We start from the raw sequence: 17776 nt of genomic DNA, 5'->3' as shown, positions 1-17776 counted from the left end.
GTATTGACACAACTCCTAATATAGTTTTGTATATAAAAACAACTTTTTAATTATATTGCTACATAGGAATCGAATAATATCAAAAATAGAATAATTCACATAAAATAGACTATTATCATTGGAAAAATGCAACATAAACAACCCAATATTTTTACTATTGCACCATCTTCTCCTTTTTTTAAAGAGATGATCATTGCTCTCTTAGATGGAAAGTTAGTGGAAAATTTTCAATATGATCCATCTGACCCTCTATCCTTAGCTTCAGTTACAATTTATGTGCCAACAAAACGTGCAATCCAGGAATTACGTTCAGAATTTATTGAAATCACAGGCAAGAAATCTATCATCCTACCAACTATAAAATCATTGGGAGATATTACAGAAGGAAACTTCACTGCGGATCTTTTGTTATCATGTGATCTAAATCCTCCTGTCTCTAATATACAGCGACTTTTGGAACTAGCACATTTAATTCTCATGTGGAGAAACAAGTTGCCGAATAGCATCAAAGATCTCTATCCTGAATCACCATTAAGCCTTCCAATAAGTCCTGCTAATGCCATTTGGCTCGCAAAAAATTTAGCAGATATTATTGATACAATTGAAACAGAAGAAAAAACATGGGACGGCTTGTACGCGCTTCAAAACGAGCAATATGGTATGTGGGGGTTACTCGCTTTAGGCTTTTTAAAAATTGCCAATCAATATTGGACAGACAGACTTTCTGAGCTTAATGCTTCTTCTCCTGCCAAGTACCAAATAGATCTCATGCACGCTGAAGAAAAATCTCTTTTGAACGAGAAAAAATGGCCTGTAATTATTGCAGGATCAACTGGATCCATCCCTGCGACAGCTAGATTAATGTCAACTGTAGCAAACAATCCAAACGGCGCAATAGTTTTGCCAGGACTAGATTTTTCCATCTCAAATAAAATATGGGATAAAATTACAGACAAATCTCCTAGAATTTCTAACTCAAATGCAACATATTCAATGCATCCGCAATATTCTTTAGCCAATCTTTTGCAATTTTTGAAAATTAAACGTGAGGATGTCAAAAATTTAGGAAAAATTGATGAAGAAATGTATATGCGCTCAGTGGTTATTTCAAAATCATTTTTGCCATCGGATACTTCTGAAACAGAAAATACAAGTATATTAGACAATAATATACTACAAAATATCCAAAAATATTTTTCTGATGTATCATTAGTTGAAGCAGATAACGAACGCGAGGAAGCCACAGCTATAGCCGTTGCATTACGAATGTCTCTTGACGAAAATAAAAAAACAAAATCCGCACTGATAACAGCCGATCGCAACCTATCTCGTCGTGTAAAACTAGAACTTATACGCTTTGGAATAGATGTTGATATTTCTGCTGGTATACCATTATCAAACACACTACAAAACTCCATTCTTACATCACTTTTAAATGCAGTCTTTAAACCCAGTGATACCATCGCTATTGCTAACTTAATCAAACATCCTCTGGCAAAATTTGGATTTTCTGAAAAACATTTATATAAAGCAAAAAATGCACTTGAATTAATTGCGTTGCGGAAAAATACAAATTCTTATGATATAGTACGTTTAAAATCTCTAGTTCTTGAGAGAATTGCTACGCAACAACATAGTTCACACGTTCCTCTTTGGCAATCACGATTATCTGACGAAGATAAAGATCTCGCGAGCTCACTAGCGGATCACATTACACAATCCATAATACCTTTAGTTACACATAAGAATGATACTTTAAGTATATCCGATTGGACAAAATTAACAGCGAATTGCTTGCAAAATATATGCTTTGATGAGCATGCGAAACTACCTAATTTGTGGCGGGCAGAAGAAGGAAAGGCTATCTCTTCGTTATTCCAAAAAATCGTTGAAACTAGTTCTTCTATAAAAGCAAATGCTATTGAGTGGATTGATATTATTACAGCACTTATCGCCGGAGAAACGGTTGCTCCTATAAATGACAAATCATCCAATATCTTCATACTAGGGACGTTAGAATCTAGGTTATTGAGTTTTGACACAGTAATACTCGGAGGACTTAACGAAGGAATTTGGCCGAAACATCCTCCTAAAAATCCGTTTTTATCACGCATGATGCAATCTGATCTAGGATTAGAAATAGATGAAAAATACATAGGTCAAGCATCCCATGATTTTGAAATGGCCAGCGGAACACGCCATCTTATATATTCACGCTCTTTACGAGCAAACAATATTCCAACCATTGCATCACGTTGGTTACAACGACTTTTAGTTTTTGGAGGAAACGCTTTCGCTGATGATCTCAAAAAAAAAGGTCAATGCTATCTAGATTGGGCGAGAAATTTAGATAATACAAAAAAACAACCATCCCACATACGTCCGAAACCTTTCCCTCCCCTAGAAATACAACCTAAAACTTATTCCTTTACAGAGATCAAAACGCTGATAAGTGATCCATATGCTATTTATGCAAAGAAAATTCTCAAATTAGATTTTATCCCCCGCTTTAAAAAAGATCCTGATCCAAGGGATCGTGGAACGCTTTTTCATAATATTATTTCAGAACTTATAAAAAAAGGAATCAATAAAAATACACCCGAAATCAATTGTCTTATGCAAAAAATTGTTGATTCTTCTTTTGAACAAGAAAACTTACCTCCGCATATTGATATTATTTGGCGTCATCTTTTTCATAAAATATCTCATTCTTTTTTAGAACATGAAGAAAAGAGACAAGATTTAATAGAAAAAAGCTTTGTCAATGTTCCCGCCAAAATGAAAATAGAATCTGTTGGAATTCATTTAACTGGCAATGCCGATCGCATTGATCTCTTAAAATCAGGATTTGTTGATATCATAGATTATAAAACTGGTAATAATCCTACTGAAAATATGGCTAGAGAACTTACTGATCCACAACTTTCGTTAGAAGCTGCAGCTTTGCAAGCTGGGGCTTTTACTCAAATTGATTGTAAAAAAGTCGATAATCTTTTTTACATAAGACTCAAAAAGAAATTTAAAGAAGATTGTATTACAGATAATAATAAAGAAAATTATTCTGCTGATGCACTTGCAGAAAAATCTCTCAGTAACTTCATAGAGATGATAACATTATTACAAAGTGGCAAGAAGCCCTTTATATCATATCTACGTCTTCCAAAAGAATCTAATACTTGGAGTGAATATGATCACCTCGCCCGCATAGCAGAATGGAGAGACAAATATGATACATCATAATGAATTCCAAGATAATTTGGAAACCACAAATTTGATATCCCAAACAAAATCAAAACAACTATTAGCTTCCGATCCTACTTGTTCTGCATGGGTTTCTGCTAATGCTGGTTCTGGGAAAACTCACATTATCGTTCAAAGAGTCTTGCGTCTTCTCCTTGCTAATGCTCATCCTTCTACTATTTTATGCCTTACTCATACAAAGGCCGGAGCAGCAGAAATGTCGCATCGTGTCTTGAACGTCATTACTGAATGGTATCATTTATCAGACGAAAAACTTTCTGTAGAAATCACCAAAATCCAGGGTAAAAAATCAAGTAAAAGAGATATTTCCAATGCCCGTAACTTATTGGTCAAAGTACTGGACATTCCTGGAGGATTAAAAGTTCAAACTATCCATGCCTTTTGTGAAGCGATTATGCACCAATTTCCATTGGAAGCCAATATTACAAGTCATTTTTCTATCGCAGAGAAAGATCAATCTAAAAAACTGATCGAAGAAGCCCACAAATCAATGCTTACGTCTATCATGTTAGACAATAATAAAGAACTCAAACAATCTTTTTATGAAATACTTGAAATATCTAATGATCAAGATCGAGAAAAATTGATGTCTAATATCATTAGTAATCGCAATGTTCTCAAACAATTTTCCTCTTTTGCTAATACTAACGGTGGAGAAGAACAATTATTGAAAAAGCGCTTTGGTATACTTCCTAACGAAAGTTACGAACTGATATATAACGATTTAAGGACTTTACCCTATTTTCAAGAAAGTGATATGAAGGAATATGTTCCTTTATATAAAGAAACTGGACAACCTACATACTTAAAGCAAGCTCAAAAGCTCGAAAAAGCATCTGAAACTCAATGTATGGAAGAACGTTTGAGTATTTTATCTTCTTTTTTTCTAACAAAAGAAGAATACCTTCCTAAAAAATATATTATCTCACAAAAGATTGCCAAAAAATACCCTGGTTTAAAAGAAAAAATCCAAAAGTCACAGGAAGAGTTTATAAAAATACGAGATCGTTTTAACACATATCAAATGTTTAAACCCACATTAGCATCATTAACGTTAGCTAAACATCTCAATACCCATTACGAAGAGTTAAAAAAAAAGAACTACGTCCTTGATTTTGAAGATCTCCTTACTTATACCAACGATCTTTTAAAAAAACGTGATGTAAGTGCTTGGATACGCTATAAAATTGACCAAGAAATTAATCATATACTCATTGATGAAGTCCAAGATACCTCTCTTCTTCAATGGGAAGTGATTCGCTCCCTCACTGAAGATTTTTTTGTTGGAGGGGATCAACACTCAAATCCCCGTACATTATTTGCAGTAGGTGATGAAAAACAAACTATTTATTCTTTTAATGGAGCAGAACCTAAACGTATTTCACTTGAAAAAGAAATTAATAAACAACGTGCTACTGATGCAGGACAAAAATTTTCTATAATAGATCTTCCTGTATCTTTTCGTTCAACTTCAGATATTCTTACCGCTGTAGACAAAGTCTTTTCTATACCAGAAAACGCACAAGGACTCCGTGAAGATGAAGACTCTACCATTATGCATCGTTCCAGTCGAATTGGACATGTTGGAAAAGTACAGCTATGGGAACAAGTTATCTCAAAAAAAAATCCTAAACAGGAAAGTTGGGAATCTTGTTTTGATTCTCTTCCAGAAGAGTCTTCTTCTTCTATTTTAGCACGACGCATCGCCTATACCATTTCGAATATGATTGGTTCCGATACTATTGTCAGTAATGGTAAAAAAAAGTGATTCAAGAAAAAGATATCCTAATATTAGTACGCAAGCGCACATCTACGCCTTTTATCACATTGCTTACACGATTTCTTAAAAATGATTACAAAATATCTGTTTTTAGCGATGATAAATTTATTCTAACGGATCATCTTGCTATAAAAGATTTGATGTCTCTTGGATATTTTATTTTATCCACAGAAGATGATTTATCTTTAGTTTCTATTCTGAAAAGTCCGCTCTTCAATTTTTCCGAAGACGATATATTTGAAATATGTACAAAACGTCATAAAACAGAAACTGTTTATGAATATATACAAAAACTAGCCAACGACGGCGTATTCAAATACCAGTATGTTATTCAATACATACATGAACTTACTGATGTTGCTCAATTTTGCTCTCCTCATGATTTTTTCACATTAATATTAGGAGCCAAGAAAGGCCGGCAACAGTTTATCGCCCGTTTTGGAAATGAAGTTATCGATGTCCTGGACGAATTACTTAACTTTACATTAAAAAATGAACAGAAAAATTGTTTTAGCCTACAAGAATTGATGTTAGAATTAGAACATTATCCACCTACCATAAAAAGAGAAAACAGTACTAATCATAATGAAGTTCGTATTATGACAGTGCATGGTGCTAAAGGACTAGAATCTCCTGTTGTTTTCCTTGTTGATACAGGAGCAAAAGTATTTTCTCATAATAATATGGAAAAACTGTATATCGATACTTCTTTGAACGATGATCCTGGAACACCAGTGTGGATTCCACAATCGAATTCACACAATAAGCTAGTTTCTGATCTTATAAAATATATCAAAAAATCTACTAAAGAAGAATATAATCGTCTTTTATATGTTGGAATGACGCGCGCTTCAGATAGATTGATAATTTGCAAGCATGCTAATAGTACTTCTAAAACTGATAATGAGACAGAAATGAATCAAAAGACCTGGTATGATATGGTTTATGATTCTTTCTGTGATGATAAAAGAGTCAAAGAAGTAAAATTAAAAAATTCTATCACTAACGATGAATGGACAGCATACGAATGGACTGTCCATCATCCTGAAAATATACCAATCGAAACGGAAGAAATTACAAAACAATTTTTTGACCAAAAAACAATCCCAGAGAAACTCTTTTCTCCCATTAAAAACAAGATAAATGAACCGTGTATTCTCAATCCCTCGATGATAGATAAAAAAATCGAACCAAGTTTTGAACCTTTCTTTCCTGAAAATCATACTTTCAAACGTGGACTGATTATTCATAAATTATTACAAGTAATTTTTACAATTCCTGAAAAAAAACGAAAACAATTCATTGAATCATACTATGAAAAGAACAGTAAGTTCTGGTCCGTAAAAGAATTTAAAAATTTGGTACTATCTACTACAAGTCTTTTAGAACATCCTATCATGACTACAGCTATGTCTTGTGATTCTTATGCAGAAGTTTCAATTTCTGGAAAAATATTTTCTACAAAAAAACATATTTTAGTCTCTGGACGGATTGACCAAATCTCAATTTCGCAGAAAAATATTTTTATTTTTGAATACAAAACCCATCATCATGTTCCAGAGGAAATTGAGTGTATTCCATCTTCTCATATTGCACAACTTTCCATATATGAAAAAATCCTTAAGGATTCATATCCTGATAAGTCTTTAACTTGTTTGCTTATTTATGTTTCACAACCAAAAATATTTATCATTCCACAAGATAAATTAAATAAAGCGTTTGCAGAAATAGAAACTACGATCTCTTGATTCTTACGTAGATTAAGATTAGTAAAATATTGTTTAATGATTGTTTGATATGGAGTGTTTGATGAGTACGTTAAAAGTAGATGCGGATAATTTTGATTTAGAAGTTTTGAAAAGCTCAAAGCCAGTAGTTGTGGATTTTTGGGCAAGCTGGTGTAATCCTTGCATAGCTATATCTCCTATTATTGACGATGTTGCGGATGAACTTGCAGATAAAGTAAAAATAGCGAAACTTGATATAGAAAAAAATTCCTCTATATCTACACGTTATAAAATAGCTTCTATTCCTACTCTTATTTTGTTTAAAGATGGGCAAATAATAGGTACCATGATGCCTGGAGGCTCTTCCAAAAGTGATATTACTAAATGGATATTATCTCTAATATAAATGTTTATAAGTGCAATTTTTGGGAAAATAACATCAAGATTAGATGTGCACAATAATGATGTAAACCAGACTGATTTTAATGAATCTGCACTCCGTTTTTATAAAGAACCTCTCCTACAAGGTGGAGTGATCCCCCTATGAGAATAAATGGGGGAGGTAGTTTTCCGTTAATTTCTCTTATTTTCAATAGCGCTTCTATGACAGAAGAACAGGCAAATGCTTTTAGCCCTAATGTTACTGCTTCTTGCATTAAAACTTGTGTATCAACACTTATCGACGAGTGGATATCATCTTTGTTGTGCATAACAGAAACCGACAATACAATTGGTGATAATCTGACAAATGGCTCTAAATATTTTTTGTAGTTTTTTTCCTTTAGCATGCCTATGACAAGATAGAATCTCTTGTCATAGAATCCTTCTAATTTGCATATTTCTTGAGAAATGACTAATCCAGCACCTGGATTATGGCCACCATCTGTCCATATCTCAGAATAATCTGGCAATTTATCAAGCAAAGGACCTTTCGTAATTTTTTGAAGAACCCCAAACCATTGCGTTGACTGTAGTGCAAAATTAATGCATTTCTCTTCTAATTTAAAACCAGCCATTTGAACGGCACAAATCGCAGTTGCTGCATTAATATGCTGATATTCACCTACTAGGCTGGGCATGCTAAAATATTTTTGAGCAATATGATCTTGGTAGACAAAGCCTTTATTTTTTACAAAAGAATAGAAGTGGTCTCCGTAAACACGATACGGACATCCCATTTGTTTTGCTTTTTCCACGAGAACTTCGCGTGCTTCATCATATAACTGATAACCTATAACTACAGGATTTTTACTTTTCATAATAGCAGATTTTTCTCTTGCAATCGCACTAACAGTATTTCCCAAATGTTCTGTATGATCTAAAGAAATGGACGTAATCACAGAAACAGCATTTCTTTCAATTATATTAGTAGCGTCAAGCCTTCCGCCTAGACCAGTTTCAATAATAACACAATCCGCAGGATATTCTGAAAATAAAATAAAAGCGGCAGCAACTGATGCCTCAAAAACACTAATATCCCGAGCGCTTTTTGCTTGCATGACACGACTAAATACATCAAGCAATAAAACATCTTCTACTAACTTTCCTCTATCTCCCTTAACACCTAAACGAAAACGTTCATTCCACTTGACAAGATGAGGAGAAGTGTGAACATGAACTGATAATCCTGACGATTCAAGTAATCTTTGCGAAAATGCAGCAGTCGACCCTTTACCATTAGTTCCTGCTATATGAATTACTGGAGGGAGACGATCTTGTGGTCTATTTAAATCTTCTAAAAGAACATTCATTCTCTCTAGTGAAAAAACACCCATTTACCCCTCTATGGTGTAAATAAACAACTTTAAAAAAAACAAGATTATGTTCTTTCTACTGTGTACTGTTAGTCAATATTTTACACAACGAAGAGACAACTTCTGGAATATCATGCCTATGGACAATTTTATCTATCATTCCATGATCTTCTAAATACTCGGATCTCTGGAAATCACTTGGCAACTTCTCTCTTACTGTTTGCTCAATGACCCTCCTCCCAGCAAAACCGATTTCAGCACCAGGTTCAGCTAAATGAATATCACCAAGCATAGCATAAGAAGCTGTAACACCTCCAGTGGTAGGATTAGTCAAGACTACAATATAAGGAAGTCCTGAATCTTTAAGCATATTTACCGCAATCGTAGTGCGAGGCAATTGCATAAGTGATAGAATCCCTTCTTGCATACGTGCACCACCAGAAGCAGTAAACATCACAAGAGGACATTTTTCAGCAATAGCCCTTTCAAAAGATTTTACAATTGCTTCACCTGCAGCAATACCTAATGATCCCCCTATAAAGGAAAATTCGTGAACAACCGCAACTAATTTTAATCCGCGTACATTACCAAAAGCCGATACGATTGAATCAATCAAACCTGTTTTTGAGCGATTTTCTTTCAGACGATCTATATACTTTTTATTATCACGGAATTTCAAGGGATCTTGGCATACTTTAGGTTGTTCTAATAGACAATATTCTGCATTATCAAATAGAAAGTTTAATCTTTCTTTTGCAGGTATTTTCATATGGAAATCAGAAGAAGGTATAACCCATTGGTTATCTTTCAAATCTTGATGGTATACCATTTCTCCTGTTTCTGGACACTTTACCCAAAGATTCTCTGGAATTTCCCTACGACCGAATACAGAATTTATACGTGGTCGAACAAAATTTGCGATCCAATTCAAATCAAAAACTCCCAATTATACTGAGCATCTCTTACCAAAACCGAATAATAATACAAATTTTTTTTAAAATTGCAAAAAAAACAATCAGTTAACACATGAATATACACCTTAAAACATAATTATCGTTTATAAAAACATTGTGTAAAAAAAAAATAATTTTTGTGTCACACTTTAGGTAGCTATTCGTTTTAAAATCGATATTTTTTTTTAAAACTTACTTTCCTATTGTGGATAGAAAAATTTTAATAAGAATGTATTTATAATCTTCTAAAAAATATAAAACTTCGGATAAGTTTTATATATCAAATTAACCTAAGTTCTAAAAGTTTGAATGAAGGTCTGTTGTAGAAAAATTTTATAGTTCTTTACTAATATTGAGGTATATACGTGTTGATTATAGGATTAACTGGATCCATTGGAACAGGCAAAACAACAGTAGCAGAATTTTTGAAAAAACAAAAAATTCCAGTCATAAGTTCTGATGATATAGTCAATCATCTATATCATCATGAAGCCGTAGATGTGATTGGTAATATTTTCCCTGGATCAATCCAAAATAACAAAGTAAATAAAGCTTATTTACTGGAGATACTACATAAATCACCTGAAAAATTGGAAATTCTTGAAAAAATTGTGCATCCAATGGTTAGAATGCATGAAAAAAAAATCCTTTATGAAATGTTTTATAGAGGAGAAAAAATAGTTTTTTTTGATATCCCTTTACTCTTCGAGAAAAAAAAAGAGTATTTGTTCGATGCAATCATCGTTGTTACTTGTAGTTTTGAAACACAACGTAAGCGTGTTTTATCCCGAAAAAAACATACAGAAGAAAATTTCTTTTTTATTCTTTCTAAACAAATGAATGAAAAAGATAGAATTTCTCGTGCTGATTATGTTATAAACACAGAAGGAAAAGTTGAGGTAATAGAAAAAGAAATTCAGAAAATACTTAGACATATTGTTAGAGTGAACAATTCAAAAAAAAATAATGCGTAAAATAATATTTGATATAGAAACCACAGGGCTTGATCCAAAAAACGATAGAATAATTGAAATAGGAGCTGTTGAACTGGTTGATTATTCTAAAACTGGCCGAACTTTTCAAATATTTATTTCGCCTGGCAATAGAAAAAATAGCCCTGAAGCTTTCAGATTACATGGTATAGGAGACGATTTTTTAAAAGATAAACCGTCTTTTGCTTCAATTTTCCCCGACTTTTGGATTTTTTTTAATGATCAAAATGCAGAGTGGATAGCTCATAATGCCAAATTCGATGTCGGATTTATAAACGCCGAGTTACAACGAATAAACAAAAATCCTTTAGATCCATCAAGGATCACTGACACTTTGTCTATTGCAAGACGTAAACATCCTTCTTCTAAAAATGATTTAAATTCCCTTTGCAAAAGATATGGAATAACTATTTCACATCGATCAAAACATGGGGCATTACTCGATTCTCATCTTCTAGCAGATGTTTACGTGCAAATGATGGTCGGAGGATCACAAATAGATTTTGGATTTAAAACAAAAAACAACCTTTCTTCTCAAGAAAAAAAAACAACACTTCAAGATATCTCTTGTTTAAAACGAGATCATCCTCTTGCTGTGCGCATAACAAAAGAAGAACTCCAGAGGCATGCTAAAGCAATCCAATCGATCGGAAACAATGCTATTTGGGATAAATATATTTCTTCCAATCAATAATTTATACCATTATTTATTCATGGTTTTTTATTGAAGATTTTTTTTGTTGAAATAATTTTAAAAAATCAATTGTATCAATTATAAAAGGGGGAAAACCACCATCTCTGATTGTGTTTGAAATTATTTGTCTTACAAAAGGAAAAAGGAGTTGAGAACATTCAACAAATAAGACGTGTGGAATAGATTCTTTCGGACAATCAATAATCCGAATAATGCCACTATATGCAATTTCTAAATGGAAAATTATTTTTTCATCGTTTTTCGCTTCAATATCAAATGAAAGAACAACATCAAAATCAGTTTCTGACATGGAACTCGCATTGACCTGTACATTGATCTGTATTGTAGGTTGCTTCTTTTGGATATCAGAAAAACAGTATGGTGCATTAGGAGATTCAAAAGATAAATCTTTGATATATTGATTTAAAAGAGTAAATTGCCGTTGCTGTTCCATTATTATTCCTTATTCCCCATCGTTAATATTTTAATTTGAATTACACAACCCTTGCCTATATACATATAAAAAGGTATTGTAGCATTGTTTGTCTTAATGAGATTGAATATACTTTTCCTTTAAAAATATCCATATATTTCGGGAAATTTAAAACACACTTTAAGAAAAATATGATTTTTATGATGGGTTCTCTTGCTTTATACAAATAAACTCGGAATTTATTACTATAATTAGCGTATTCATACTTTAACAAAATGGTTTTATAAAAATGGATTCAGGTGATTTTTTGATACTTTTCTTTGCTTTTATAACGATTGTTGTTTTCCTACAGTTACGTGGTGTTTTAGGGGAAAAAACAGGACGTGAGAAACCTTCCTCCGGTTTTCACCCTTGGAAAAAGAAACAATCCAATCCTTCAAAAGAAGATTCATGGAATGTCATGTCCTTTAAAAAAGAAAAAAAACAAGATCATTTGGATTCCATTAATGAATTATTCCCTATTGGCACTCGACTGAATAAAATTATGCGAGATATTGTTGCGATTTATTCTGATTTCGATCCCAAAGATTTTTTGAATAATGCTCGTGGTTCTTACGAAATGATCGTGGATTCTTTTTTTGATCGGAAAATTAATAAAATTGAAAAATTGGTTGATAGCAAAGTTTATCAAGACTTCAATGATTCTCTCGCAGAACAACAAACCAAGGAAAAAAATGTTAAATCAAGTCTCGTAGGTATTGATGATTTTAAAATCATCAATGCAAGCATAGAGGACAATACTTTATACATTACAATACGCATAGTTGGACAGTTTATTTCTGCTTCCTATGATAAAGATAATGCATTAATTTCTAGTGATCCTGAAATTTTCGGCAAAGTTATTGATATATGGACTTTTTCAAAAAACATTTCTTCCAATAATCCTAATTGGATATTGATTTCTACAAAACCAGGAGAATAAAAGTTATTCTCCCTAATGCTTTTTCTTACATTCTCTTTGATTATATCGGCAAATTCGAAAGTTTCCTACAAATATGAGTAATAATATCCAAAATTCTAATTATGGTGCTGATTCAATCCAAGTTTTAAAGGGATTAGATGCTGTTAAAAAAAGACCTTCTATGTATATAGGGGATACAGATGATGGATCAGGATTACATCATATGATATACGAGGTTCTCGATAATGCGATCGATGAATCTCTCGAAGGATACGCAGATATTATTACTGTTACATTGAACATGGATGGTTCTTGTACAGTAATTGATAACGGACGCGGTATTCCAACCGATATTCATAAAGAAGAAGGTATATCTGCAGTAGAAGTCATTATGACCAAATTGCATGCCGGAGGAAAATTTGATCAAAAATCTTATAAAGTATCCGGAGGATTACATGGGGTTGGTGTCTCTGTAGTTAACGCTCTTTCTTCATGGTTGAAATTACGAATTAAACGTGAAGGAAAAATATACGAGATTTCATTTATCAATGGAGTAGTTGATAGTCCTTTAGTTGTTACAGGTGAAGATTGTAATGATACTGGTACAGAAGTTACTTTTTTGCCTAGTAGTGATATTTTTTCCACACAAGATTTTGATTATGATACTTTGCAACACAGGTTAAGAGAGCTTTCATTTTTAAATTCCGGCATTCAAATTTCATTGATAGATAAACGTACTCCTCAATGTCGAGAAATGAAAATGTGTTATGAGGGAGGAATAGAATCTTTTGTTTCTTATTTAGATAGACATAAAAAGCCATTAATGCCAAATCCTATTAGAATCCAGGGATCAAAAGATAATATTACTGTTGATTTAGCAATGAATTGGAATGATGGATATCATGAAAATGTTTTGTGTTTTACAAATAATATTCCTCAAAAAGATGGTGGAACTCATTTATCCGGATTACGTTCCGCATTAACTCGTCAAATAACCTCTTATGTAGAAAAAAGTTGTGGTTCTAAGAAAGATAAAAGATCCGTTATTGGTGATGATTGTAGAGAGGGATTTACATCCGTTCTTTCTATAAAAATGCATGATCCAAGATTTTCTTCTCAGACTAAAGAAAAGCTTGTGTCTTCAGAGGTTCGTTCTGTAGTAGAAGGTCTTGTTAATGATAGTCTTTCTGCTTGGCTAGAAGAACACCCTGTTGAAGCAAAAATTATAGTTAAAAAAGTTTTAGAATCTTCTATGGTTAGAGATGCAGCTCGGCGTGCCCGAGATCTTACGCGTCGTAAGGGTGTCCTAGACATAGCTTCTCTTCCAGGAAAATTAGCTGATTGTTCAGAAAGAGATCCTAAAAAATCAGAATTGTTCTTGGTTGAAGGGGATTCTGCTGGTGGTTCTGCAAAGCAGGGCCGTTCCCGAGAAAACCAAGCTATTTTACCGTTGCGTGGTAAAATTTTGAATGTAGAGCGTGCTCGATTCGATAAAATGTTATCAAGTCAAGAAATAGGAACCCTAATTACTGCTCTTGGAACAGGAATAGGACAAGAAAGCTTTAATATTGATAAGCTAAGATATCATAAAATAATCATTATGACTGATGCTGATGTCGATGGAGCTCATATTAGAACTCTTCTTTTAACATTTTTTTTCAGACAAATGCCTTCTTTAATCCAAAATGGATTTTTATACATCATCAAGCCTCCCCTATACGGTATAACAAGAGGAAAGTCCTTAGAATATGTTAAAGATGAAGAATCTCTTGAAGATTATCTTATAAATCAATCTCTTTCAGAACAAATAGAACTTTTTTATGATTCTAAAAAAGTAATAAGTGGAGATGATTTACGCAATTTTATCAATGATGCTTTGAAAATATATAAACTAATCAAAAATTTCTATCCAAACCATGATAATAAATTTATTGAACAGGCAGTAATTTCTGGTATTTTTAATTGCGAATGTGATCAAGAAATTAATATAGATCTTGCTTATAAATTAGCAGATAGACTAAATTTTATTATAGATAAATCTGAAAATTTATGGTCTGGTAGCATTACAAATTGCTCTGATATAGTTGTTAAGCGTACTTCCCGTGGTGTTCAAGAACAATTTATTCTTGAAGGATCTTCTATTTTTTCTTTTGGATCTAAATACAGGAGGATCTTTTCAAAAAGAATAGAAGAAAATTATTCAATAATTTCATATTTGATTTGTAATGGAGATAAAATAAAAATAACAGGCCCTTGTTCTTTATTGGATACGATATTTGCTATAGGACGCAAAGGAATTTCTATGCAACGTTATAAAGGACTTGGAGAAATGAATGCTAGTCAGCTTTGGGATACTACATTAAATCCCGAAACTCGTTCTTTATTACGTGTTAGGATAACAGATGCTGCTCAAGCTGATGATCTTTTTTCTAGATTGATGGGTGATGAAGTGGAACCACGCCGTGAATTTATACAAGAAAACTCATTATCAGCTACTATTGATATATAATTTATCCTGAAAAATGATTTATTACTTTTTCTCTTCTAAGATCACTAATAAGTTCTACAATTGGCAATCCAACTATAGAAAAATAACTTCCCTTAATTGAACTAAACAACTTGATACCTTCTTTATCGATTTGATAAGATCCTACACTTAGTAAAGCTTTTTCGCCAATTTTTTTTAAATAATCCTTAATAAATCCTTTAGAAAATTTATACATAGTTAGTTGTGATACAGAAATATGAGAACGTAAAACTTCTCCATTTTTTACTATAACATATGCACTTCCAATACGATGTTTTTTCCCTGATAATTTTAATAAATTTTCTTCTGCTTCTAACATAGTTGTAGGCTTATGATAGATATAATTTCCCAAAGACATCGTTTGATCACATCCTATGACAACATGCTCAGGATATCTATTGCTTACTTCTAAAGCCTTTTTCTCTGCCAATATAAGCGCAATTCTTTCAGTTCTTTTTCTCTCAGATAAATCTATTGTTTTTTCTATCTCTCTTTCATCAACATTGGGCTTCACAATGAAAAAATCAATACCAGAATTTTCCATTATTGTTTTTCGCGACAAACTAGAAGATGCTAAAATTAAACGTTTTGACATAATATTAAAAATATCTTCACAATTTTTTCATAAAATAGATATACACTTTTTTCACATTTTGAATGGAATTTTTCCACAGTATTAACTCTTTCCCCGAATTGTTAAGGGAATTAAAACTCTTTGCTGTGAAAAAGTAAAGGAATTGTTCACTTTATAAAAGTATTTTATATCTTTTTCCAAAGAACGTTTAAATTTAGATGTTTTTACTTTTTTCACATATTATCCAACAAGTTTTAGTTAACAAAAAACACTAAAGTGTTTGATTAACCATTATATATATGACAAAAAATTTTGAGATTTAAAAAAAGATTTTTTTTCTGTTAATAGTAAATAATTGATTTATAAGTTTAATATAATGTGAATAAGTGAATAATAACCATTTTTTACACCCTATAAAAATAATAATTAATCTTTATGAAAATATTTAATTATTTATGAATAAACAGAAACAAAAGATACTTCAGGTATTAGAAGGTAATGTAATTAACCCTCCTCCTATTTGGCTTATGAGACAAGCAGGAAGGTATTTACCTGAATATAGAAAAATACGTAAAAATTTTAAAAATTTTCTAGATATGTGTTATATACCCGAATGTACGGTAGAATTAGCACTACAACCAATTCATCGATATGATTTAGACGCTGCTATTTTGTTTTCTGATATTCTTGTAATAGCAGATGCTCTTGGAAGAAATGTGCGTTTTGTAGAAAATGAAGGTCCTAAAATGGATCCTATCACAGATAAAGAAATTTATTTATTGAATCCAAACATTGATTATATTCTTGAGCATCTTTCACCAATATTTCAATCAATTTCCATTTTACGAAAAAAATTACCTTTTGATAAAACTTTAATTGGTTTTTGTGGTGCACCATGGACTGTTGCATCGTATATGATATCTGGTGGTTCTATAAAAGATCATGCACAAAATCGTCTTTTTGCATATCAAAATCCTCGTGCATTTAATTGGCTTTTAGATTTTTTATCTGACATTTCAGCAGAATATTTAATATCTCAGATTCGTTCTGGAGTCGATGTAATTCAAATATTTGATACACATGCCGGTTCTCTTGGTGAGTATGAATTTGAAAATTATGCTGCTAAGTCAGTTGGTCGTATAATATCGGCAGTGCGCAATAAATGTCCAAATGCTAAATTTATTAGCTTTGCTAAAGGAGCCGGTTATATGCTTAAAAATTATCGGCGTTTAACTGATTCTGATGCTATAAGTTTGGACTGGTCTGTACCATTATCATTTGCTTTTGAACTTCAAAAAGAAGGTCCTGTTCAAGGAAATCTTGACCCAATGCGTTTGGTTGTTGGTAATCAAGTAATGATAGATGGGGTAAATGCAATTTTAGATGTATTAGGTTCTGGTCCGTTTATTTTTAATCTTGGTCATGGTATTACTCCGCAAGTTGATCCTAAAAATGTTTTGGATTTAGTTAAAAATATACGTTTGGAGAGGAAGTAATGAAATTTTTGCTTTCGGATTTAAAAGGTCAAAAAGTGCAATCTATAGCTTTTCTTGCATTGTTTTTGTTTTTGTTTTTTTCCTTACTTATATCTTTTTTTTTTACATCTGAATTTTATTTGTGTATAAAAAGTGTACACATAATATCAATAATATCTTGGATGGCAGGATTACTCTACATGCCAAGAATTTTTGTTTATCATAGTTCAACACGTCCAGATACAGATCAATATAAAACTTTTGAAATTATGGAAGAAAGACTTTTAAAGGTTATTATGAATCCTGCTATGGTATTATCATGGGTATGTGGTTTATATTTAGCATGGAAATCTTATTATACCCAAGTTGGATGGTTGCGTTTAAAGGTAATTTTCGTATTGATTTTATCATTTTATCATTTTTATTTGGCATTTTTAATGAAAAAATTCCACGATAAAAAATCGTCTTATGATCCAATATATTTTAAAATTATCAATGAAATACCCACTTTAATTATGATTATTATTGTTTTTTTATCTGTTATAAAACCTTTTTAGTTTTTTTTTTGATTTTATATTTATTTTCATGTATTTTGTGTGATAGTTGTTATCGATGGATGATTTGATTGATTCATTGACTAATTAA

14 protein-coding genes are annotated in these 17776 nt (G+C 32.1%); 10 read left to right on the top strand and 4 right to left on the bottom strand.

What is annotated here, in order from left to right; all coding sequences use genetic code 11:
* The first annotated feature begins 126 nt into the window (after nucleotides 1–126).
* The 4 genes from addB (at nucleotide 127) to trxA (ending at nucleotide 7174) form a co-directional block, all read left to right on the top strand.
* Nucleotides 127–3240, top strand: a complete 3114-nt coding sequence (gene addB / locus G293_RS02605) for a double-strand break repair protein AddB (RefSeq protein WP_047264190.1) — start codon at nucleotides 127–129, stop codon at nucleotides 3238–3240.
* Entirely contained in the window at nucleotides 3227–5029 is a 1803-nt protein-coding gene (locus G293_RS05930; protein ID WP_244464457.1) for a UvrD-helicase domain-containing protein, read from the top strand. Before addB ends, G293_RS05930 begins: the two co-directional genes overlap by 14 nt.
* Entirely contained in the window at nucleotides 5026–6789 is a 1764-nt protein-coding gene (locus G293_RS05925; protein WP_244464456.1) for a 3'-5' exonuclease, read from the top strand. Before G293_RS05930 ends, G293_RS05925 begins: the two co-directional genes overlap by 4 nt.
* 61 nt (nucleotides 6790–6850) lie before the next feature.
* Entirely contained in the window at nucleotides 6851–7174 is a 324-nt protein-coding gene (gene trxA / locus G293_RS02595; protein WP_047264189.1) for a thioredoxin, read from the top strand.
* A gap of 76 nt (nucleotides 7175–7250) precedes the next feature.
* Here trxA and G293_RS02590 read toward each other — a convergent pair whose 3' ends face one another.
* Together G293_RS02590 and accD are read right to left on the bottom strand one after the other, a co-directional pair.
* The gene (locus G293_RS02590; RefSeq protein ID WP_047264188.1) at nucleotides 7251–8543 is read right to left on the bottom strand and encodes a bifunctional folylpolyglutamate synthase/dihydrofolate synthase; all 1293 of its coding nucleotides are present in this window, start codon (nucleotides 8541–8543) and stop codon (nucleotides 7251–7253) included.
* Nucleotides 8544–8598: 55 nt separating this feature from the next.
* The gene (accD, locus tag G293_RS02585) at nucleotides 8599–9453 is read right to left on the bottom strand and encodes an acetyl-CoA carboxylase, carboxyltransferase subunit beta (RefSeq protein WP_047264690.1); all 855 of its coding nucleotides are present in this window, start codon (nucleotides 9451–9453) and stop codon (nucleotides 8599–8601) included.
* Nucleotides 9454–9840: 387 nt separating this feature from the next.
* On the opposite strand from accD, the gene coaE reads away from it, so the two are divergent.
* Entirely contained in the window at nucleotides 9841–10449 is a 609-nt protein-coding gene (gene coaE, locus G293_RS02580) for a dephospho-CoA kinase (protein WP_047264187.1), read from the top strand.
* The gene (gene dnaQ / locus G293_RS02575; protein ID WP_047264186.1) at nucleotides 10442–11161 is read left to right on the top strand and encodes a DNA polymerase III subunit epsilon; all 720 of its coding nucleotides are present in this window, start codon (nucleotides 10442–10444) and stop codon (nucleotides 11159–11161) included. Before coaE ends, dnaQ begins: the two co-directional genes overlap by 8 nt.
* A gap of 13 nt (nucleotides 11162–11174) precedes the next feature.
* Here dnaQ and secB read toward each other — a convergent pair whose 3' ends face one another.
* Nucleotides 11175–11615 carry a protein-export chaperone SecB gene (gene secB / locus G293_RS02570; RefSeq protein ID WP_047264185.1) on the bottom strand — a complete coding sequence of 147 codons (441 nt, stop codon included), beginning with the start codon at nucleotides 11613–11615 and terminating at the stop codon, nucleotides 11175–11177.
* 268 nt (nucleotides 11616–11883) lie between these two features.
* On the opposite strand from secB, the gene G293_RS02565 reads away from it, so the two are divergent.
* Both G293_RS02565 and gyrB read left to right on the top strand, forming a co-directional pair.
* On the top strand, nucleotides 11884–12576 hold the full coding sequence (locus G293_RS02565) for a Tim44/TimA family putative adaptor protein (protein ID WP_047264184.1): 693 nt from the start codon (nucleotides 11884–11886) through the stop codon (nucleotides 12574–12576).
* Nucleotides 12577–12649: 73 nt separating this feature from the next.
* Entirely contained in the window at nucleotides 12650–15064 is a 2415-nt protein-coding gene (gyrB, locus tag G293_RS02560; protein ID WP_047264183.1) for a DNA topoisomerase (ATP-hydrolyzing) subunit B, read from the top strand.
* A gap of 1 nt (nucleotide 15065) precedes the next feature.
* Here the strand turns inward: gyrB and G293_RS02555 are convergent, their stop codons facing one another.
* On the bottom strand, nucleotides 15066–15677 hold the full coding sequence (locus G293_RS02555; protein ID WP_047264182.1) for a Maf family protein: 612 nt from the start codon (nucleotides 15675–15677) through the stop codon (nucleotides 15066–15068).
* A 434-nt stretch (nucleotides 15678–16111) separates the two neighbouring features.
* On the opposite strand from G293_RS02555, the gene hemE reads away from it, so the two are divergent.
* Both hemE and hemJ read left to right on the top strand, forming a co-directional pair.
* A complete protein-coding gene (gene hemE / locus G293_RS02550; RefSeq protein ID WP_047264181.1) occupies nucleotides 16112–17152 on the top strand; it encodes a uroporphyrinogen decarboxylase in 1041 nt (346 codons plus the stop codon).
* The gene (hemJ, locus tag G293_RS02545; RefSeq protein ID WP_047264180.1) at nucleotides 17152–17688 is read left to right on the top strand and encodes a protoporphyrinogen oxidase HemJ; all 537 of its coding nucleotides are present in this window, start codon (nucleotides 17152–17154) and stop codon (nucleotides 17686–17688) included. Before hemE ends, hemJ begins: the two co-directional genes overlap by 1 nt.
* Nucleotides 17689–17776: the final 88 nt, after the last annotated feature.

Origin of the sequence: Candidatus Liberibacter africanus PTSAPSY, assembly GCF_001021085.1 — a bacterium.
In the GTDB taxonomy this organism is placed as follows: Bacteria; Pseudomonadota; Alphaproteobacteria; order Rhizobiales; family Rhizobiaceae; genus Liberibacter; species Liberibacter africanus.
Note: the sequence above shows the minus strand (reverse complement) of the source record. Positions and strands in the feature narration are given on the sequence as shown.